Source organism: Duganella qianjiadongensis (genome assembly GCF_009857915.1).
In the GTDB taxonomy this organism is placed as follows: domain Bacteria; phylum Pseudomonadota; class Gammaproteobacteria; order Burkholderiales; family Burkholderiaceae_D; genus Rugamonas; species Rugamonas qianjiadongensis.
Genome location: NZ_WWCM01000007.1, coordinates 72,763 through 90,463 on the forward strand (window position 1 = coordinate 72,763; position 17,701 = coordinate 90,463).

Consider the following 17,701-nt stretch of genomic DNA (forward strand, 5'->3'; position numbering starts at 1 on the left):
GGCTTGCGCTGCCACGGTTATCACACCCGTCAATTCACCGTTCTTCCACTGCGCTCTCGCGTGCAATCGCCATAGCGATGGCGACAAAGGCCGCCACTAGCGGCGAATTTTCTTCTTTTCGTTGCGCCAGCATCAGCGCCGTGGTGGCCGCTGCATCGCTAAGCGGGCGATAGCACACGCCAGCCATGCGGATAATCTCGAACGATGCGGGCAGGATGGAGATGCCGCAGCCGGCCGCCACCAGCCCGATGATGGTGGAGGCTTCGCCTGCTTCCATGGCGATGCTGGGCTGGAAACCGGCGGCGCGGCACAGGCGGAAGATCTGCGGGTAGATGCCGGTGCCGGTGGTGCGCGGATACATCACCAGCGGCTGCCCGCGCAGATCGCTGATGCCCACCCTGCTCTGGCTAGCCAGCGGGTGGCCGGTGGGCAGCACCAGTGCCAGCGGGTCGTGGCGCAAGGCCGTTAGACTGACGCTGTCGGGGATGCTGATTTCGGGCGGCCGTACCAGCCCCAGATCGAGCTTGCGCTCGGCGATGGCGGCTATCTGCGGCACGGTGGGCAGTTCGTGCAGCGTCAGCGTCACGCCCGGATACTGCTGGCGGTAGCGGTTGACCACGCTGGCAAACAGGGGCGTCAGCGGCGTGGAATAGGTAAACCCGACCCGTAATTCGCCCGCCTCGCCACGTTCGGCACGGCGCGCGGTCTGCACGGCCTGCTCGGATAGCGCCAGCACGCGGCGCGCATCGTCCAGAAACAGTTTGCCCGCTTCCGTCAGCCTCACCCAGCGCTTGCTGCGGTCCAGTAACTGAGCGCCCACTTCGCTCTCCAGCTGCTGAATCTGGTGGCTCAGCGGCGGCTGGCCGATGTGCAGGCGGGCGGCAGCGCGGGTGAAACTGAGTTCTTCGGCAACGGCGACGAAGTAGCGCAGGTGGCGTAATTCCATAGTTGTTATCTGTAATAAGTATAAGAATCGACTTAAATATATATTGGACACAAGGCAGTGGCAATCCTAAGATGCAGATTCCCAGCCTGACCGAGAGTTAGTCCATGCCACCACCCGTCGCCAGTCTTGATTCCTCTGCCCTGCATGCCAGCCGCCCTTCTGCGCGCATCGCAGCGGGCACGGCGGCGTTCAAACGCAGCAACCGGGCGCTGTTTTTCGGCGGCTTCTCCACCTTCGCGCTGCTGTACTGCGTGCAGCCGCTGATGCCGCTGCTGTCGCATGAATTTGCCCTCAGCGCGGCGCAGAGCAGCATGGTGCTGTCCTGTTCGACGGCAGCGCTGGCCTTGTCGCTGCTGGCATCGAGCGTGGTATCGGAGCGGCTGGGGCGCAAGCCGCTGATGGTGGGCGCGATGGCGCTGGCGGCGCTGCTGACGGTGGCCTGTGCTGGCGCACATAACTACGCGCAGCTGCTGGCCTTGCGTACCCTGCTGGGGATAGCGCTGGGCGGCATGCCGGCCATCGCCATGGCCTATCTGGGCGAAGAAATCGAGCCCAATTCGCTGGGCCTGTCGATGGGGCTGTATATCAGCGGCAGTGCGCTGGGCGGCATGGCGGGGCGGGTGATTGCTTCTCTGCTCAGCGATCATTTTTCGTGGCGGCTGGCGCTGGCTGCGGTCGGCGCTGCGGGCGTGCTGGCAGCGCTGGAGTTCTGGCGTTCGCTGCCTGCTTCGCGCCATTTCCGTCCGCAGCGCACGGCGTGGCGCGCCATGCCGGCCGCTTTCCATGGTCATCTGTCCGATGCCGGCATGCCATGGCTGTTTGCGCTGGCGTTTTTGCTGATGGGTTCTTTCGTCAGCCTGTACAACTACATCGGCTATCGCCTGCTGGCCGCGCCGCTAGCGCTGAGCCAGAGCGTGGTGGGCGCGCTGTCGCTGCTGTATTTGCTGGGCATTTACAGTTCGGTGTGGGCGGGCCGTCTGGCTGACCGTTACGGTCGCCGCCACGTGTTGTGGGCGCTGATCGCCATCCCGCCGCTAGGCTTGCTGTTGACCCTGTCGGACTGGCTGCCGCTGATCGTGGCCGGCGTGGCGCTGACCACCTTCGGTTTCTTTGCGGCCCATTCGGTTGCCAGCAGCTGGGTGGGGCGGCGCGCGCAGGGCAACCGTGCGCTGGCATCGGCGCTGTATCTGTTCTTCTACTATTTCGGTTCCAGTGTGGTGGGCTCGCTCAGCGGGCTGATGTGGGAATCGCATGGCTGGCCCGGCGTGGTGCTGGTGCTGGGCAGTCTGCTGTTGCTGGCGCTGGCCATAGGCTGGCACTTGCGGCGGCTGGCGCCGCTGGCGCAGGCTGATCTCTAAGCACAGTGCCGCTATTTCGCGGGTGTAGCTCAGGGACAGTTGGAATACGAGCGCCGGCCTTCCGGGCTGATGGACACACAGTAGCTGCCGAATGCCGTGCTGATCTTGTACATGCGCGATTTGCGTTCGCCATCCGGCGTGCTCAGTTCCACCATGCGCGCGCCCTGATACCACTTGGGCGGCACCGCTTCATGTGCCGCATTGATGCCGCGCTCCAGTTTTGCCTGCATGCTGTCCGGTGGCGGCAGCGGAAAGCGTTGCGGCGATTCTGCGCGCAACTGCTGGTCGATACGGCCAGCGCTCTGTCTGGCCCGTTGCAGCAGATCGTCGGCACTCGCAGCAGCCTTGCTGGCGAGCGCCGGTTTATCCAGCGCAAAAGGATCATCGCGCGGGCTTTCCGTCGCGGCTGCGGCCACTGCCGAAGCAGCGGTAGGCGAGGGTGCTGGCGCCTTTTCTGCGACTGTTTTTTCCTGCACAACGCTAGGCTTGCTTGTATGCAGCGTGAGCGCCGGTGCAGAAGGGCGCGGGCGGGTAAGGGGACGGGCGGGCGCTGATGGCAGCAACCACTGGATAGCCGGACCGCGCGGGTGTTTCTGGCGCTGGGAGTGTATGCCTTGCAGCATGGCAAGCAGCAGTGCGCTATGCAGCAGCACGGTAATCATCAGGGGCGGCAGAGCGCGGGGGCGGGCATTCATGGCGGCAGCATATCTTGCAAAATTGATAGCGCCGAGCCATGTCACAACTATTTACAAAATTTGCAACTTCAACGAGAACTGATCTGGCTCAGCGTCGCCCGTTTTAGCGCCCTGCGGTATGCAACGTGCTGGACATTTGCGGGTCGAACCAGCAGCAGCACAGCCGTGCTTGCAGCGACCTCGGAGGGTGAGCATCATGTTGTCGACACTGGAAATCCATCATCGTTTTCACATGCTGGCGCAGGCGGTAGGGCAGGCCGCACAAGCCTGCTCGGTCGAGCGGCAGTTGCCGGCGGAATTGCGCAGCAGCGTGCAACGGCTTGATCAGCACGCCGACAGGCTGGGCGAATTGCTGGATAAAGCCGATGGCGCGCCACTGGACCGCTTGCTGACAGAAATGCTGGTGCTGGTGGAGCGTGCGCGGCAGGTGTGCATCAACGTGCCGCAGGTGTCGGCCCATATGCGTAGCGCGGTCCATGCCGTGCAGGGCCAGTTACAGGAGCTGCAGCGCGATCTGCGTGCGCGCCAGCCGGCCTCCTGAACTAGCGTTTCGGATGAAGGTGGCGGAAAGTCGGTTCGATATTGCGCTCGTGCAGATGGTGGATGATGTCTTCCAGTGTGGCATCCTTGAGCAGCAGGCTGTCATTGCCGGAGCTTGCCGGGGAGGCATGAGCCGCTGCGCCGGTTTTTCCGGCAGCGCTGGCATGGACGGCAGCAGGTGCTGTCACGCCTTGCTGGCTTTGCAGTAGCGCGCAGGCGTGGGTCCACTGGCTGTCGCTGATGCAGTGCAGGCTTTCCAGAAATGCCGCCTGTCCCGCTGCGGGTGGTTCGACTTCAAGGCCGGCCTCGTCCTCGAAAGCGGCGCCCATGCCCGGGTGTATGAAAGCCGACCACAGGCCATTGTTTTGCAGCCGCGGAGGGCATTCCACGCTGGTCCGGGCATGCTGGCCGCCGTGCTGGGGCAGCCAGTCCAGTTCGTCTGCCAGTACATCAGGGAAATAGCTCGCGCATAGCTGGAGCAGAAAGTTTTCTGCCTGCTCGACCGGCACCGCATGGCTGAGCGACAACCACAGCTGGTAGCTGTTCTGGCCCGAGATGCTGACGGCAGGTGCGGGCAAATCCAGTTGCTGCTGCAGGTAGCTGGCCATGCGGCACAGGTTGTCCCAGTGGTGAGGCACGGCCTGCCCGGGCTTGCGGCGAAATTCCAGCACCATGCTGCGGGTCAGGCCGCCTGCCGACACCAGCTCCAGCGGCTGGCTGTCGCTCTCGCTATCGAGCCGGTACAGACGGGTGATTTCAGCGTTGAGCGGGGTATGCATCACACCACTCCCTGCGCGCGCAGTGCCGCGATCTCGGCATCGCTATGGCCCAGCACATCGCGCAGGATGTCATCGGTATGCTGGCCCAGCAGCGGCGGCGCCACGGCCACGTCGGTGGGCGTGCGCGACATTTTCATCGGGCTGCGCACCAGCCTGGTCGTGCCGGCAGTGGGGTGCGGCACTTCCATCACCAGTTCGCGCGCCAGCACTTGCGGATTCTTGTAGACGTCGTCGAGATTGTTGATCGGGCCGCAAGGAACGCCCACCGCTTCCAGCTGTTCGATCCAGAAGGCGCGCGTCTGCTGGCTTACCATCTCGGCCAGTATAGGCACCAGTTCGTCGCGGTGCTGCACGCGCAAGGGGTTGGTGGCGTAACGTTCGTGCGTGGCCAGCTCGGGCCGGCCGCCCACTTCGACAAACTTCTGGTACTGGCCGTCGTTGCCGCTGGCGACGATGATGTAGCCATCGCTGCAGGCAAAGGTCTGGTAGGGCACGATGTTCGGGTGGGCATTGCCCCAGCGCTTAGGCGCTTTGCCGCTGTTCAGGTAATTGCTGCCCATATTCGCCAGCATGGCGACCTGCACATCGAGCAGGGCCATGTCGATGTACTGGCCTTCGCCGCTGCGGTCGCGGTGGGTCAGGGCGGCGAGGATGGCGATGGTGGCGTACATGCCCGTCATCAGGTCGGTCAGGGCCACCCCGGCTTTCTGCGGGCCGCCGCCGGGCAAGTCGTCGCGTTCGCCCGTCACGGACATCAGGCCGCCCATGCCCTGTATCAGGAAGTCGTAGCCGGCGCGGTGGGCGTAGGGGCCGTTCTGGCCGAAGCCGGTGATCGAGCAGTACACCAGATCAGGCTTGATGGCTTTGAGCGAGTCGTAATCAAGGCCGTAGCGCTTGAGCTGGCCAACTTTGTAGTTCTCCAGCACCACGTCGCTGTGGCGTACCAGTTCGCGGATCAGCGCCTGTCCGCCAGCGCTGGCGATATCGACCGTGATCGAACGCTTGCCCCGATTGGCGGCCAGATAGTAGGCCGCTTCCGTGGTGTCCTTGCCATCGCCATCCTTGGCGTAGGGCGGGCCCCAGGCGCGCGTGTCGTCGCCGCTGCCGGGTCGTTCCACCTTGATCACATCGGCGCCAAGGTCCGCCAGATTCTGCGAACACCATGGGCCTGCGAGTACACGGCTGAGGTCGAGGACGCGGATATGTCCTAGTGCTTGTGCAGCGGTCATGAATTCTACCTTTTGAGTAATCCGATCAGGCCGTTAGTGTAGTGGTTCGTTTGCGCTTGTGCACATGGTTTTTACGCAACCCGACCCGGCATCCCGGGTCTACTATTGAGTTCTTGCGGCGTTCAAGTTTGATGTACAAATTTCGGTACAATGTTTTTTGTGTTGTACGAATTATGTACAATGATTCTCAAGGTAAGGTTTTAAAAATTGTCTGAAGGGGTAGTAGTCATGAACGTTTTCACTTTTAGCGAAGCGCGAGCTGGATTGAAGGGGGTGATGGACGGCGTCTGTCAGGATCACAGTCCCGCGATCATTACGCGCCAGAGCGGGGAGGCGGTCGTCATGCTGTCGCTGTCGGATTTCAGTGCAATCGAGGAAACGCTGTATCTGCTCGGTTCGCCTAAGAACGCCAACCGTCTGCTGACATCTCTTGAGCAACTGAATGCCGGTAAGGCCCGTAGACGGGAACTGGTGCGGCATGAAAAACCAGAAGGCAAGTAATAAGAAGCGAGCTGCCCAGTCCGTAGTCGCTTTTACAGAAATAGGCTGGGAGGATTATCAGTATTGGCAAGCGGAGAATCCGAAACTGGCTCAAAAAATCAATGTTCTTATTGATGCCTGCCTAGCCTCGCCCTATAGTGGCATAGGCAAGCCTGAGCCGTTGAAGGGCAATCTGACGCGACTGTGGTCGCGGCGCATTGATTTAACGCATAGGCTGGTTTATGCATACGGTGACGGTGTCCTCAATATTCTGGCTTGCCGTTATCACTACGGATAATACTGATGAATCGATTGCGCCCGCTGGCGTGCTAGTGTGGAACTATGTGGCCATATCCTAAAATTGTTGCGCACCGGGGCGGCGGCACGCTGGCACCGGAAAATACGCTGGCCGGTCTGCGCGCCGGTCTAGCCCACGGCTACCACGCGGTGGAATTCGACGTCATGCTATCGCGCGACGGTATCGGCATGGTGATCCATGACCCCGAGTTTGGCCGTACCGTGGGCGGGCAGGGCAGCGTTGCCAGCAGTACGGCAGCCGAACTGGCGGCAATGGATGCCGGCAGCTGGTTCAGCCCGGCCTACGCAGGCGTCACCATGCCCCGCTACATGGATTTCATCGCCTTCTGCCGTGCCGAACAGATCTGGATGAACGTGGAAATCAAGCCAGCCGACGGCTTCGAGGCCGCCACAGGCGACTGGGTTGCAAAAACAACACGTGACTATTTCCATGAAGAACTGGCTAACGGCGATCCGGCGCAACTGCCGCTACTGTCCTCCTTTAGCTATGACGCGCTGGCGGCTGCCCGCGACGCCGTGCCGCAACTGCCGCGTGGCTATCTGCTCGACCGTCTGCCCGGGGACTGGCAGCAGCAGGCGCAGGCGCTGGGCGCCGTGGCCATCCACACCAACCAGCGCCACCTGACGGCGCAGCAGGCTGGCGCCATCAAGCAGGCCGGCTACGGCCTGTTCTGCTATACCGTGAACGACCCGGCCCGCGCCCGCGAAATTCTGCACTGGGGCGTGGATGCCTTTTGTACCGACCGTATCGATCTGATCGGCCCCGGCTTCGCCTGACAGCCCTGTCCACCCCGTGCTCATATATAATCAACCCTTTGCATCTGCCAGCTACTTCTGCTTACGACATGAAATCATCTGAAATCCGCGACAAATTCCTCAAGTTTTTCGAATCCAAGGGTCATACGATTGTCCGCTCCAGCCCGCTGGTACCTGGCAATGATCCGACCATGCTGCTGACCAATAGCGGCATGGTGCAATTCAAGGACGTCTTCCTTGGCCTCGATACCCGCCCCTACTCGCGCGCCACCACCGTGCAGCGCTGCGTACGCGCCGGCGGCAAGCACAACGATCTGGAAAACGTCGGCTACACGGCGCGTCACCACACCTTCTTCGAAATGCTGGGTAACTTCAGCTTTGGCGACTACTTCAAGCGCGACGCGATCAACTACGCGTGGGAACTGCTGACCAAGGTCTACCAGCTGCCAGCGGAAAAACTGACGGTCACCGTGTATTTCGAAGATGACGAAGCCTACGATATCTGGGCCAACGAAATCGGCGTACCGAAAGAGCGCATCATCCGCATCGGCGACAACAAAGGTTCGCGCTACGCTTCGGACAACTTCTGGCAGATGGCCGACATCGGCCCATGCGGCCCTTGCACCGAAATCTTTTACGACCACGGCCCGGACATCTGGGGTGGCCCTCCGGGCTCGCCGGAAGAAGATGGCGACCGCTTCATCGAGATCTGGAATCTGGTGTTCATGCAGTTCAACCGCGACGAGCAGGGCGTGATGCACAAGCTGCCCAAGCCTTGCGTGGATACCGGCATGGGTCTGGAGCGTCTGGCGGCCGTGCTGCAGCACGTCCACAGCAACTACGAAATCGACCTGTTCCAGGCGCTGATCAAGGCAGCCGCACGCGAAACGGGCGCTACCGATCTGGAATCGAAATCGCTGCGCGTGATCGCCGACCACATCCGCGCCGCTTCCTTCCTGATCGTCGACGGCATCATCCCTAGTTCGGAAGGCCACGGCTACGTGCTGCGCCGTATCATCCGCCGCGCCCTGCGTCACGGCCACAAACTGGGCCAGACCAAGCCATTCTTCTACAAGCTGGTGAACGACCTCAACATCGAGATGGGCACGGCCTATCCGGAGCTGACGGAAGCCATGGAACGCGTAGCCCAGACGCTGAAGCAGGAAGAAGAACGCTTCGGCGAAACGCTGGAAAACGGCATGAAGATACTGGAAGCGCAACTGGCCAAGGACGCTAGCCGTCTGGACGGCGCCACCGCCTTCACCCTGTACGACACCTACGGCTTCCCGCTCGACCTGACGGCCGACATCTGCCGCGAACGCAACATCACGCTGGACGAAGCAGGCTTCGCCGCGGCGATGGAGCAGCAGAAGAAAACCGCGCGCGCTGCCGGCAAATTCAAAATGGCCGCCAACGTCGAATACAGCGGCGAGAAAACCAAGTTCGTCGGCTACGAAGAACTGAGCGCCAATGCCAAAGTGATCGCCCTGTACAGCAACGGCGCGCCGGTGCAGCAGTTGAACGCTGGCGAGCAGGGCATCGTGGTGCTGGACACCACGCCGTTCTACGCCGAATCCGGCGGTCAGGTGGGTGATCACGGCGTGATCAAGGCCGCTGGCGCCCACTTCGACGTGGAAGACACGCTGAAGATACAGGCCGACGTGTTCGGTCAGCACGGCGTGCTGGCACAAGGCACGCTGAAAGTAGGCGATGCCGTATCGGCCGAAGTGGATCTGGACAAGCGCGGCCGCACCATCCGTAACCACTCGGCGACCCACCTGATGCACAAAGCCCTGCGCGAAGTGCTGGGCGGCCACGTGGCGCAGAAAGGCTCGCTGGTCGATCCGGACAAGACCCGTTTCGACTTCAGCCACAATGCCCCGCTGACGGCCGAGCAGATCGCCGAAGTGGAAGCCAAGGTCAACAAGGAAATTCTGGAAAACCACGCCACCAAAGCCCAGCATATGTCGTTTGACGATGCGGTGAAACATGGCGCGATGGCCCTGTTCGGCGAGAAATACGGCGACGAAGTGCGCGTACTCGACATCGGTAGCTCGAAAGAGCTGTGCGGTGGCGTGCACGTGCAGCGCACCGGCGACATCGGCCTGTTCAAGATCATCGCCGAAGGTGGTGTGGCAGCCGGTATCCGCCGTGTCGAAGCCGTCACCGGCGTGGGCGCACTGGCACTGGTGCAGAACCTGAACCGCCGCCTGCTGGACGCTGCCGCGGCACTGAAAACCAATCCGGACGAACTGGGCAGCCGTATCGCCCAGGTGCAGGACCACGTCAAGTCGCTGGAAAAAGAACTGGCCGCACTGAAGTCGAAACTGGCTTCGGGTCAGGGCGACGAGCTGGCCGGTAAAGCGGTGGACGTGAAAGGCCTGAAAGTGCTGGCTGCCGTGCTGGAAGGCGCCGATGTGGCCGGCCTGCGCGAAACCATGGACAAGCTGAAAGACAAGCTGAAAACCGCCGCCATCGTGCTGGCCAGCGTACAGGATGGCAAAGTCAGCCTGATCGCCGGCGTCACGGCCGATTCGACCGGCAAGGTCAAAGCGGGCGAGCTGGTTAACTTCGTTGCACAACAAGTGGGCGGCAAAGGCGGCGGACGCCCCGATATGGCGCAAGCTGGCGGTACCGATGCGGCGGCTCTGCCGGCCGCGCTGGCCGCTGTCATCGGCTGGGTGGGGGAGCGCGTTTAAGGCAGTAAGCGCCCCGCTGAAGTAGTGTTTATGCGGCCTGCGTGACCCACGCAGGCCGTTGTCGTTCATGACAGGCTGTTGTATACTTTCCAGCTTGCGTTGCAAAGATGCAACGAACGATGAACTATTTTGGTGCAGCGCGTCATTCCTTCCGTTTTGGAGTAGACTGGCGTCAGTCCTAACAAAACGAGCAGGTTTTTGATGAGCGACACGATATTTGAAGAAGCAATCATGGAATTCCACCAGGAACTTGATGCACGTGGTTTGAATTGCCCCTTGCCCATTCTGAAAGCGAAGAAAGCGCTGGCAGAATTGCAGAGCGGGGAAGTACTGCGCATCATGGCGACCGACCCCGGTTCGGTGCGGGATTTCCAGGCCTTCTGCAAGCAGACCGGCAACGCCCTGTTGTCGCACGTGCAAACGGGTCGCGAGTTCGTCTTTTTGATGCGCCGCAAATAAGCGCAACTGTCTCGTTTTTCTGTCGTTTTCCCATAGTCATCGTCTAGCAGATTTATTTTTTAGACGATTTCTACTAGCAAAAAATCGCACGATCGTGCTTTATTTTCTTGTGCGGCTTGAATTTCTCATATAATCTAGCCCACAGAATTTAGTCCTGCCTATCTGGTGCGTGGAAGTTACCAGCTGCGAAGCAGCGCACCGGGGCCCGGTTTTAACCCCGATTTTTACTTTTTCCAAAGGCACAGTTATGAAAGTCTTGGTACCCGTTAAGCGCGTGGTCGACTACAACGTTAAAGTGCGCGTCAAATCCGACGGCACCGGCGTGGATATTGCCAACGTCAAAATGTCGATGAACCCATTCGATGAGATCGCGCTGGAAGAAGCCACCCGTCTTAAAGAAGCCGGCAAAGTAACCGAAGTGGTGGCCGTATCGTGCGGCGTAACCCAGTGCCAGGAAACTCTGCGCACCGGTATGGCTATCGGCGCCGACCGCGGCATTCTGGTAGAAACCAGCGCCGAACTGGAGCCGCTGGCGGTGGCCAAGCTGCTCAAAGCACTGGCCGACAAAGAACAGCCGCAGCTGATCATTCTGGGCAAACAGGCCATCGACGACGATTCCAACCAGACCGGCCAGATGCTGGCTGCGCTGCTGGGCTGGCCACAAGCAACCTTCGCATCGAAAGTCGTGCTGGAAGACGGCAAAGTCACCGTTACCCGCGAAGTGGACGGCGGCCTGGAAACCCTGGCACTGACCCTGCCAGCCATCGTCACCACCGACCTGCGTCTGAACGAGCCACGCTATGTGACGCTGCCGAACATCATGAAGGCAAAGAAAAAGCCGCTCGATGTGACCAAACCGGAAGATCTGGGTGTGGACGTGACGCCGCGTCTGAAAACCCTGAAAGTGGCCGAGCCGGCCAAGCGTTCCGCTGGTATCACCGTGCCGGACGTCGCCACCCTGGTCGCAAAACTGCGCACCGAAGCCAAAGTCATCTAAAGGAACTATCATGGTCGCATTAGTTATCGCTGAACACGACAACGCTAGCCTGAAGGGCAGCACCCTCCACACCGTGACCGCAGCCGCCCAGTGCGGTGGTGATGTGCACGTGCTGGTGGCCGGTTCCAACGCTGGCGCCGCAGCCGCTGCTGCCGCCCAGATCGCCGGTGTAGCCAAAGTGATCGTGGCGGACGCCCCTTACTTCGCTGAAGGTCTGGCCGAAAACGTGGCCGAGCAGGTGCTGGCGATTGCCGGCGGCTACAGCCACATTCTGGCGCCAGCCACCGCCTACGGCAAAAACATCCTGCCACGCGTTGCTGCCAAGCTGGACGTTGCACAGATTTCGGAAATCACCAAAGTCGAATCGGCCGACACCTTCGAGCGTCCTATCTACGCTGGTAACGCCATCGCTACCGTGCAATCGACCGACGCCGTGAAAGTCATCACCGTGCGTGCTACCGGCTTCGACGCTGCTGCTGCCACTGGCGGTTCGGCTGCTACCGAAACCGTTGCGGCCGTTGCCGACAACGGCAAATCGGCCTTCGTTGGCCGTGAAGTGGCCAAGTCGGACCGTCCTGAACTGACCGCTGCCAAGATCATCGTTTCCGGTGGCCGCGGCATGGGTTCGGGCGAAGCCTTCAAGATTCTGGAGCCGCTGGCCGACAAGCTGAACGCCGCCATGGGTGCTTCGCGCGCCGCCGTGGATGCCGGCTATGTACCGAACGACTGGCAGGTAGGCCAGACCGGCAAGATCGTGGCACCTAACCTGTACGTTGCCGTCGGCATCTCGGGCGCCATCCAGCACTTGGCCGGTATGAAAGATTCGAAGACCATCGTGGCCATCAACAAGGATCCGGAAGCGCCTATCTTCTCGGTAGCCGACTACGGCATCGTGGGCGACCTGTTCGAGATCGTGCCGCAACTGGTGGCTGAACTGGGCTAATCCCTCGTCAGGCTAAGCGCTAGCAAGAGCCACGCTGATCCGCAAGCGGATTGACGTGGCTTTTTTTTAGCGAAAATTTGCAGAATTCTGGAGATATTGGAGAAAAAATGCCTTATCAAGCACCCCTGAAAGACATGCTGTTCGTAATGAACGAACTGGCCGATCTGGCCGCTGTGAACGCGCTGCCGGGCAATGAAGACGCGACCCCGGACACGGCCGAAGCCGTGCTGGAAGAGAACGCCAAGTTCGTCGCCAATGTGGTGGCGCCGCTCAACCACGCCAGCGACAAAGAGCCTAGCTATCTGGCCGATGGCAAAGTCACTACCTCGAAAGGCTTCAAGGAAGCGTTCACTGCCTACGCTGAAGCAGGCTGGCAGGGTGTGCAACATCCGGTAGAGTTCGGTGGTCAGGGCCTGCCCAAGCTGTTCGCTACCCCATGCATCGAAATGCTTAACGCCGGCAGCATTTCGTTCGCGCTGTGCTCGCTGCTGTCGGATGGCGCCATCGAAGCGCTGCTGACTGCTGGTAGCGACGAGCAGAAAGCCACCTATCTGGAAAAACTGGTGTCGGGCCAATGGACCGGCACCATGAATCTGACCGAGCCGCAGGCCGGTTCCGATCTGGCTGCCGTGCGCACCCGCGCCGTGCCGCAGGACGATGGCACTTACAAGATTTTCGGCACCAAGATCTTCATCACCTATGGCGAACACGACTTCACCGAAAACATCGTTCACCTGGTGCTGGCCCGTACCCCGGATGCACCGGCTGGCGTAAAAGGCATTTCGCTGTTCATCGTGCCTAAATTCCTCGTCAATGCCGACGGCACGCTGGGCGCGCGCAACGATGCGCACTGCGTCTCGCTCGAACACAAGCTGGGCATCAAGGCCAGCCCGACGGCCGTACTGCAGTTCGGCGACAACGGCGGCGCCATCGGCACGCTGGTGGGCGAAGAGAATCGCGGCCTCGAATACATGTTCATCATGATGAATGCGGCCCGCTTCGGCGTGGGCATGCAGGGCATCGGTCTGGCCGAGCGCGCCTACCAGAAAGCCGTGAGCTTCGCCAAGGACCGCGTGCAGTCGCGCGATCTGGCTGGTTCCGCCGGTCCCGTCGCCATCATCCATCACCCTGATGTACGCCGCCTGCTGATGAATATGCGCTCGCAGACGGAAGCGGCGCGTGCGCTGGCTTACGTTGGTGCCGGTCTGAGCGATATCGCCCACAACCACGCCGATGCCGAAGTACGCAAAGCGACGCTGGCTGTGTACGAATATCTGGTGCCTGTCATCAAAGGCTGGTCGACCGAAATGTCGCAGGACGTCACCCGCGACGGCGTGCAGGTGCATGGCGGCATGGGCTTCATCGAAGAGACGGGCGCCGCCCAGCACTTCCGCGATGCCAAGATTCTGACGATATACGAAGGTACCACGGCGATCCAGGCCAACGATCTGGTCGGCCGCAAGACCGTGCGTGACGGCGGCGCCGTCGCCAAGAATCTGATCGCGCAGGTGCGTGCCACGGCGGCTGAACTGGCGGCCCGTGACGGTGCCGACTTCAAGGCCATCGCAGCCCAGCTGAGCGCTGCTAGCGCCGATCTGGAAGCGGTGGTGGAGTTTGTGGTCGCCAACGTCAAGAGCGACATCAAGAGCGTATTCGCCGGCAGCGTGCTGTATCTGAAGCTGGCAGGTCTGGTGCTGGGTGGCTGGCAGATGGCCCGCGCCGCGCTGATCGCCCAGCAGAAGCTGGATGCAGGCGAGGGCGATGCAGCGTTCTACAGCGCCAAGATCGTCACTGCACGCTTCTTTGCCGACCATATCCTGTCGCAAGCGGGCAGCCTGCGCAGCGCCATCGTCACTGGCAGCAGCGGCGTGCTGGCACTGGACGTCGAGCAGTTCTAAGTTGTAGCAAGGCCGGGCTGGCGCAAGCAGGTCCGGCACGCCTCTGAAAACGCCGGCCTAAGCGCCGGCGTTTTTGCTGGCGCAGCAGGTTTAGCCGTAGGCGCCGCCCGTGTAGAGCAGGTCGAACAGGCGCGACATGGTGGCAATCAGGCTGCCTGCGCCCAGCATCATGCTGGCCACCAGAATCACCGCCAGCGGCCACTGGCTGGCCGACTGGCGCCCGCTGGCAGGGTTGTGGCGGGCATCCCATTTCTCGTCGCTGGTCAGGCCCATGACCAGCGCTTCGAGAAAGCCGATCAGGCCGGAAACGATGATGGGCAGCAGGTGGTAGAAGGCGTCGGCATGGGGCCACAGCGCCACGGCAGCGGCAGACAGGGGCAGGGCGCTGAGATGGGCCCACAGGCCGCGGTCGCGCAGCCCGCCCAGATACAGGCGCTGGGCACCGATGCCGCCCAGCAGGAAGGCCAGCAGAGCGGCCAGCGTTTTGTTTTTGTGGCGGACTTGATGCACTTCGCTCATGTTGGTTCGCTAATTTGCCGTTAAAACAGCAGTATCGGGCATAATATCGCCTCCGGTGGAGGTTTTTTTGTGCTCCAGCCTATTGCTCCGTACGCCGGATCGGGGGATAATCTTTGATTACCCCAACATTGCCCGATTATTTCATTAACGCTTGCTGCTTCGCGGCAAAGCGCGCTATAATTTGCGGCTTTTTCCGTCCTAGCACACTTTTTGGAAATATTATGGTCGTTATTCGTTTAGCTCGTGGAGGCGCCAAGAAGCGTCCGTTCTACAACATCGTTGCAACCGACTCGCGCAATCGTCGCGATGGCCGTTTCATCGAACGTATCGGTTTCTACAACCCGATGGCTTCCGGTGGTGAAGTGCCTCTGCGCATTACCGCTGACCGTCTGGCTCACTGGCAATCGGTTGGCGCACAACTGTCGCCAGCAGTTGCACGTCTGGTAGCCCAGAACAAAGCAGCTTAATTCTGGTTGCTGGTTTGACCGTCAAGAATGCATCCGGGGTGCAAGTCCCCGACGATCTGGCACAGGTAGGCTTTGTCTACGGTGCTTACGGCGTTGCAGGCTGGGTCAGGATACGTCCTTTCTCGGAAGATGCGGATGCACTCCTGCGGGTAAAAACCTGGTGGCTCGATAAGCCGGGCGTGCATGATGTCGATGTCAAGCAATGCAAATTGCATGGCGGCGATGTGGTGGCACAGCTGGTGGGTATTACGGACCGTAACGTTGCGGAAGCGCTCAAGGGCGCAGCTGTATCGATTCCCCGTAGCCGCTTCCCGGTCTTGTCGGACGACGAGTTTTACTGGGCCGAGCTGATCGGTCTGGAAGTAGAGAATTTGCAAGGTGAGCACCTCGGTACGGTGTCTGACATGATGAGCAATGGTCCACAGTCGATCTTGCGCATTACGCCAGCAGCCACGGCCGAAGCTGTTCCGGAAGATGTGGCGCAGGAGCGCCTGATTCCATTTGTGGACGCGTATGTCATCAAGGTAGACAAGGCCGCAAAGAAAATCACTGTCGACTGGGGCCTTGATTACTGAACTGAACAAAGAAGGGCGGCCCGCCATGCAATTTGATGTCGTGACCCTGTTCCCTGAAATGTTCGCCGCTCTGACGCAGTCGGGTGTCACCCGGCGTGCGTTCGAACAGAATAAATGTGGCTTGTCGCTGTGGAATCCGCGTGATTTCACCACCGATAATCACCGCACCGTGGATGATCGCCCTTATGGTGGCGGCCCCGGCATGGTGATGCTGGCCAAACCGCTGGAAGCGACGCTGAACGCCGCCAAGGCGCGCCAGACCGACGCCGGTCTGCCTGTGCCGCGTGTGGTTTTCATGTCGCCGCAAGGCAAACCGCTGACCCATGCGCGGGTGATGGAGCTGAAACAGGAAGCCGGTCTGGTGATTCTGTGCGGCCGTTACGAAGCAGTCGACCAGCGTTTGCTGGACCGCTGCGTGGATGAGGAAATCAGCCTGGGCGATTTCGTCCTGTCCGGCGGCGAGTTGCCGGCCATGGCCCTGATGGATGCCGTGATCCGCCAGATACCTGGCGTGCTGAACACGGATGCGTCGGCGGTGGAGGACAGTTTCGTCAATGGCCTGCTCGATGCGCCGCACTACACGCGCCCCGAGACGTATGAAGGGGTGACCGTGCCGCCGGTACTAATGGGCGGCAACCACGCCGAGATCGACAAATGGCGCCGCCAGCGCATGCTGGAAGCGACTGCGCGCAAGCGCCCCGATTTACTCGTGCTTGCGCGCGAAGCTGGATTGCTGACGCGCAAAGACGAACAGTTTTTGGCAGGTTTGTAAAAATCTGCTGATGTCATGTGCAGGCATGTCGCCTGTACGTGTAACCCCCATCCTCTACTGGGCATTTGTACAGCGCGCCAGCATGATGGTTTATGGAGCCGTAAAATGGATCTGATTCAACAACTCGAGCAAGAAGAAATCGCTCGTCTGGGCAAAAACATTCCTGAATTTGCACCTGGCGATACCGTGATCGTTAACGTCAACGTCGTCGAAGGCACCCGTAAGCGTGCTCAGGCGTACGAAGGCGTGGTGATCTCCCGTCGTAACCGTGGCCTGAACTCGAACTTCATCGTTCGTAAAATCTCGTCCGGCGAAGGCGTTGAGCGTACCTTCCAGCTGTACTCCCCGCTGATCGCTTCGATCGAAGTGAAACGCCGCGGTGACGTACGTCGCGCTAAACTGTACTACCTGCGTGATCGTTCCGGTAAATCGGCACGTATCAAAGAAAAGCTGCCTAACCGTCGCCCAGCGGCGAAAACCGACGCAGCGTAATTGTCACGACAATTGCCGCGTTAGTTTAGGAAGCATGAGGCTGCAGGCCTCGGGAAAGGGCGCCGCTGGCGCCCTTTTTTCTTCTGAATTCATCACTGGAGGAGAGCGCATTGGCACGCCCCCCGTTTGATCCCCGCGCACTACCCGTCGATGCCGTCGCCGGCGAAGCTGCCGTCGCGCTGGAACGCCTGACGCCGCAGTGGTTGCGCCAGCGCTTTGCCGAGCAGCCCGCATGGCAAGCCGAAAGTGCCGACGAATCCGCCATGCTGGCAGGTCAGCGTACGCCCACGCCGGCTTCCGTGCTGATCCCGCTGGTCGCGCGCGAGGCTGGTTTGCAGCTGCTGCTGACGCGCCGTACCGAGCACCTGAGCGCCCACGCCGGCCAGATCAGTTTTCCCGGCGGCCGCGCCGAGGAATACGACGCCAGCGCCGTCGATACCGCACTGCGCGAAGCGCAAGAAGAAATCGGTCTGGCGCGCGCCCATGTCGATGTGCTGGGCACATTGCCGCACTACCTGACCGGCACCGGCTTCTGCGTCACGCCCGTCGTAGCGCTGCTGCAGCCGCCGTTCGAACTGCAGGCCGATCCCGGCGAAGTGGCGGAAGTGTTCGAAGTACCTTTGCATTTTCTGATGGACGGGCAGAATCACCAGCGCCTGTCGGTCGAGCTGCCGGCAGGGCGGCGCAGCTTCTACGCCATGCCTTACGGCGACTATTTCATCTGGGGCGCCACGGCCGGCATGCTGCGCAATCTGTTCCATTTCTTGCGTGCCTAGGCT

Annotated in this window: 20 protein-coding genes; 15 read left to right on the forward strand and 5 right to left on the reverse strand. The window is 60.9% G+C overall.

The features are described from left to right. Positions 1 to 34 precede the first annotated feature (34 nt). Positions 35 to 946 carry a LysR family transcriptional regulator gene (locus GTP27_RS11720; protein ID WP_161039366.1) on the reverse strand — a complete coding sequence of 304 codons (912 nt, stop codon included), beginning with the start codon at positions 944 to 946 and terminating at the stop codon, positions 35 to 37. Positions 947 to 1,050: 104 nt separating this feature from the next. Between GTP27_RS11720 and GTP27_RS11725 the strand changes: the two genes are divergently transcribed. After that, positions 1,051 to 2,304 (forward strand): MFS transporter, encoded by a 1,254-nt coding sequence (locus GTP27_RS11725; RefSeq protein ID WP_161039367.1) that lies wholly within the window; start codon positions 1,051 to 1,053, stop codon positions 2,302 to 2,304. Between the two features lie 29 nt (positions 2,305 to 2,333). Here the strand turns inward: GTP27_RS11725 and GTP27_RS11730 are convergent, their stop codons facing one another. Continuing rightward, positions 2,334 to 2,999 (reverse strand): hypothetical protein, encoded by a 666-nt coding sequence (locus tag GTP27_RS11730; RefSeq protein WP_161039368.1) that lies wholly within the window; start codon positions 2,997 to 2,999, stop codon positions 2,334 to 2,336. A gap of 196 nt (positions 3,000 to 3,195) precedes the next feature. Between GTP27_RS11730 and GTP27_RS11735 the strand changes: the two genes are divergently transcribed. After that, on the forward strand, positions 3,196 to 3,540 hold the full coding sequence (locus tag GTP27_RS11735) for a hypothetical protein (protein WP_161039369.1): 345 nt from the start codon (positions 3,196 to 3,198) through the stop codon (positions 3,538 to 3,540). A 1-nt stretch (position 3,541) separates the two neighbouring features. On the opposite strand, the gene GTP27_RS11740 is transcribed toward GTP27_RS11735, so the two are convergent. Then, positions 3,542 to 4,318 carry a hypothetical protein gene (locus GTP27_RS11740; protein ID WP_161039370.1) on the reverse strand — a complete coding sequence of 259 codons (777 nt, stop codon included), beginning with the start codon at positions 4,316 to 4,318 and terminating at the stop codon, positions 3,542 to 3,544. Next, on the reverse strand, positions 4,318 to 5,547 hold the full coding sequence (locus GTP27_RS11745) for a CaiB/BaiF CoA transferase family protein (RefSeq protein WP_161039371.1): 1,230 nt from the start codon (positions 5,545 to 5,547) through the stop codon (positions 4,318 to 4,320). The genes GTP27_RS11740 and GTP27_RS11745 overlap by 1 nt, the downstream gene beginning before the upstream one ends. Positions 5,548 to 5,775: 228 nt before the next feature. Between GTP27_RS11745 and GTP27_RS11750 the strand changes: the two genes are divergently transcribed. The 8 genes from GTP27_RS11750 to GTP27_RS11785 all read left to right on the forward strand — a co-directional run bounded on the left by GTP27_RS11750 (position 5,776) and on the right by GTP27_RS11785 (position 14,097). Beyond that, a complete protein-coding gene (locus GTP27_RS11750) occupies positions 5,776 to 6,048 on the forward strand; it encodes a type II toxin-antitoxin system Phd/YefM family antitoxin (RefSeq protein WP_161039372.1) in 273 nt (90 codons plus the stop codon). Continuing rightward, on the forward strand, positions 6,026 to 6,325 hold the full coding sequence (locus tag GTP27_RS11755) for a Txe/YoeB family addiction module toxin (protein WP_161039373.1): 300 nt from the start codon (positions 6,026 to 6,028) through the stop codon (positions 6,323 to 6,325). The genes GTP27_RS11750 and GTP27_RS11755 overlap by 23 nt, the downstream gene beginning before the upstream one ends. 44 nt (positions 6,326 to 6,369) lie before the next feature. Continuing rightward, positions 6,370 to 7,122 (forward strand): glycerophosphodiester phosphodiesterase, encoded by a 753-nt coding sequence (gene ugpQ, locus GTP27_RS11760; RefSeq protein ID WP_161039374.1) that lies wholly within the window; start codon positions 6,370 to 6,372, stop codon positions 7,120 to 7,122. Positions 7,123 to 7,190: 68 nt separating this feature from the next. Then, a complete protein-coding gene (gene alaS / locus GTP27_RS11765; RefSeq protein ID WP_161039375.1) occupies positions 7,191 to 9,800 on the forward strand; it encodes an alanine--tRNA ligase in 2,610 nt (869 codons plus the stop codon). A 231-nt stretch (positions 9,801 to 10,031) separates the two neighbouring features. After that, positions 10,032 to 10,259, forward strand: coding sequence for a sulfurtransferase TusA family protein (locus GTP27_RS11770; protein ID WP_161036831.1), 228 nt, complete (start codon positions 10,032 to 10,034; stop codon positions 10,257 to 10,259). 247 nt (positions 10,260 to 10,506) lie between these two features. Continuing rightward, complete coding sequence (locus GTP27_RS11775; RefSeq protein ID WP_155434596.1) at positions 10,507 to 11,256, forward strand: electron transfer flavoprotein subunit beta/FixA family protein; 750 nt, start codon at positions 10,507 to 10,509, stop codon at positions 11,254 to 11,256. A gap of 10 nt (positions 11,257 to 11,266) precedes the next feature. Then, positions 11,267 to 12,199, forward strand: a complete 933-nt coding sequence (locus tag GTP27_RS11780; protein ID WP_161039376.1) for an electron transfer flavoprotein subunit alpha/FixB family protein — start codon at positions 11,267 to 11,269, stop codon at positions 12,197 to 12,199. Between the two features lie 107 nt (positions 12,200 to 12,306). Then, positions 12,307 to 14,097, forward strand: a complete 1,791-nt coding sequence (locus tag GTP27_RS11785) for an acyl-CoA dehydrogenase (protein ID WP_161039377.1) — start codon at positions 12,307 to 12,309, stop codon at positions 14,095 to 14,097. A 90-nt stretch (positions 14,098 to 14,187) separates the two neighbouring features. On the opposite strand, the gene GTP27_RS11790 is transcribed toward GTP27_RS11785, so the two are convergent. Further along, positions 14,188 to 14,616: an NINE protein gene (locus GTP27_RS11790; protein ID WP_161039378.1), complete on the reverse strand. Its 429-nt coding sequence runs from the start codon at positions 14,614 to 14,616 to the stop codon at positions 14,188 to 14,190. A gap of 221 nt (positions 14,617 to 14,837) precedes the next feature. Between GTP27_RS11790 and rpsP the strand changes: the two genes are divergently transcribed. From rpsP to GTP27_RS11815, 5 genes are all read left to right on the forward strand, one after another. Continuing rightward, on the forward strand, positions 14,838 to 15,083 hold the full coding sequence (gene rpsP, locus GTP27_RS11795; protein ID WP_155434600.1) for a 30S ribosomal protein S16: 246 nt from the start codon (positions 14,838 to 14,840) through the stop codon (positions 15,081 to 15,083). Between the two features lie 38 nt (positions 15,084 to 15,121). Then, complete coding sequence (rimM, locus tag GTP27_RS11800) at positions 15,122 to 15,658, forward strand: ribosome maturation factor RimM (protein ID WP_371865915.1); 537 nt, start codon at positions 15,122 to 15,124, stop codon at positions 15,656 to 15,658. Between the two features lie 25 nt (positions 15,659 to 15,683). Continuing rightward, positions 15,684 to 16,430: a tRNA (guanosine(37)-N1)-methyltransferase TrmD gene (trmD, locus tag GTP27_RS11805; protein ID WP_161039380.1), complete on the forward strand. Its 747-nt coding sequence runs from the start codon at positions 15,684 to 15,686 to the stop codon at positions 16,428 to 16,430. Between the two features lie 105 nt (positions 16,431 to 16,535). Then, positions 16,536 to 16,922, forward strand: coding sequence for a 50S ribosomal protein L19 (gene rplS / locus GTP27_RS11810; RefSeq protein ID WP_155434603.1), 387 nt, complete (start codon positions 16,536 to 16,538; stop codon positions 16,920 to 16,922). A gap of 110 nt (positions 16,923 to 17,032) precedes the next feature. Next, positions 17,033 to 17,698 (forward strand): CoA pyrophosphatase, encoded by a 666-nt coding sequence (locus GTP27_RS11815; protein WP_161039381.1) that lies wholly within the window; start codon positions 17,033 to 17,035, stop codon positions 17,696 to 17,698. Positions 17,699 to 17,701: the final 3 nt, after the last annotated feature.

Coding starts and splice junctions, on each gene's coding strand:
- GTP27_RS11720 (WP_161039366.1), bottom strand. CDS start 946: ATGGAATTACGCCACCTGCGCTACTTCGTCGCCGTTGCCGAAGAACTC.
- GTP27_RS11725 (WP_161039367.1), top strand. CDS start 1,051: ATGCCACCACCCGTCGCCAGTCTTGATTCCTCTGCCCTGCATGCCAGC.
- GTP27_RS11730 (WP_161039368.1), bottom strand. CDS start 2,999: ATGAATGCCCGCCCCCGCGCTCTGCCGCCCCTGATGATTACCGTGCTG.
- GTP27_RS11735 (WP_161039369.1), top strand. CDS start 3,196: ATGTTGTCGACACTGGAAATCCATCATCGTTTTCACATGCTGGCGCAG.
- GTP27_RS11740 (WP_161039370.1), bottom strand. CDS start 4,318: ATGCATACCCCGCTCAACGCTGAAATCACCCGTCTGTACCGGCTCGAT.
- GTP27_RS11745 (WP_161039371.1), bottom strand. CDS start 5,547: ATGACCGCTGCACAAGCACTAGGACATATCCGCGTCCTCGACCTCAGC.
- GTP27_RS11750 (WP_161039372.1), top strand. CDS start 5,776: ATGAACGTTTTCACTTTTAGCGAAGCGCGAGCTGGATTGAAGGGGGTG.
- GTP27_RS11755 (WP_161039373.1), top strand. CDS start 6,026: ATGAAAAACCAGAAGGCAAGTAATAAGAAGCGAGCTGCCCAGTCCGTA.
- ugpQ (WP_161039374.1), top strand. CDS start 6,370: ATGTGGCCATATCCTAAAATTGTTGCGCACCGGGGCGGCGGCACGCTG.
- alaS (WP_161039375.1), top strand. CDS start 7,191: ATGAAATCATCTGAAATCCGCGACAAATTCCTCAAGTTTTTCGAATCC.
- GTP27_RS11770 (WP_161036831.1), top strand. CDS start 10,032: ATGGAATTCCACCAGGAACTTGATGCACGTGGTTTGAATTGCCCCTTG.
- GTP27_RS11775 (WP_155434596.1), top strand. CDS start 10,507: ATGAAAGTCTTGGTACCCGTTAAGCGCGTGGTCGACTACAACGTTAAA.
- GTP27_RS11780 (WP_161039376.1), top strand. CDS start 11,267: ATGGTCGCATTAGTTATCGCTGAACACGACAACGCTAGCCTGAAGGGC.
- GTP27_RS11785 (WP_161039377.1), top strand. CDS start 12,307: ATGCCTTATCAAGCACCCCTGAAAGACATGCTGTTCGTAATGAACGAA.
- GTP27_RS11790 (WP_161039378.1), bottom strand. CDS start 14,616: ATGAGCGAAGTGCATCAAGTCCGCCACAAAAACAAAACGCTGGCCGCT.
- rpsP (WP_155434600.1), top strand. CDS start 14,838: ATGGTCGTTATTCGTTTAGCTCGTGGAGGCGCCAAGAAGCGTCCGTTC.
- trmD (WP_161039380.1), top strand. CDS start 15,684: ATGCAATTTGATGTCGTGACCCTGTTCCCTGAAATGTTCGCCGCTCTG.
- rplS (WP_155434603.1), top strand. CDS start 16,536: ATGGATCTGATTCAACAACTCGAGCAAGAAGAAATCGCTCGTCTGGGC.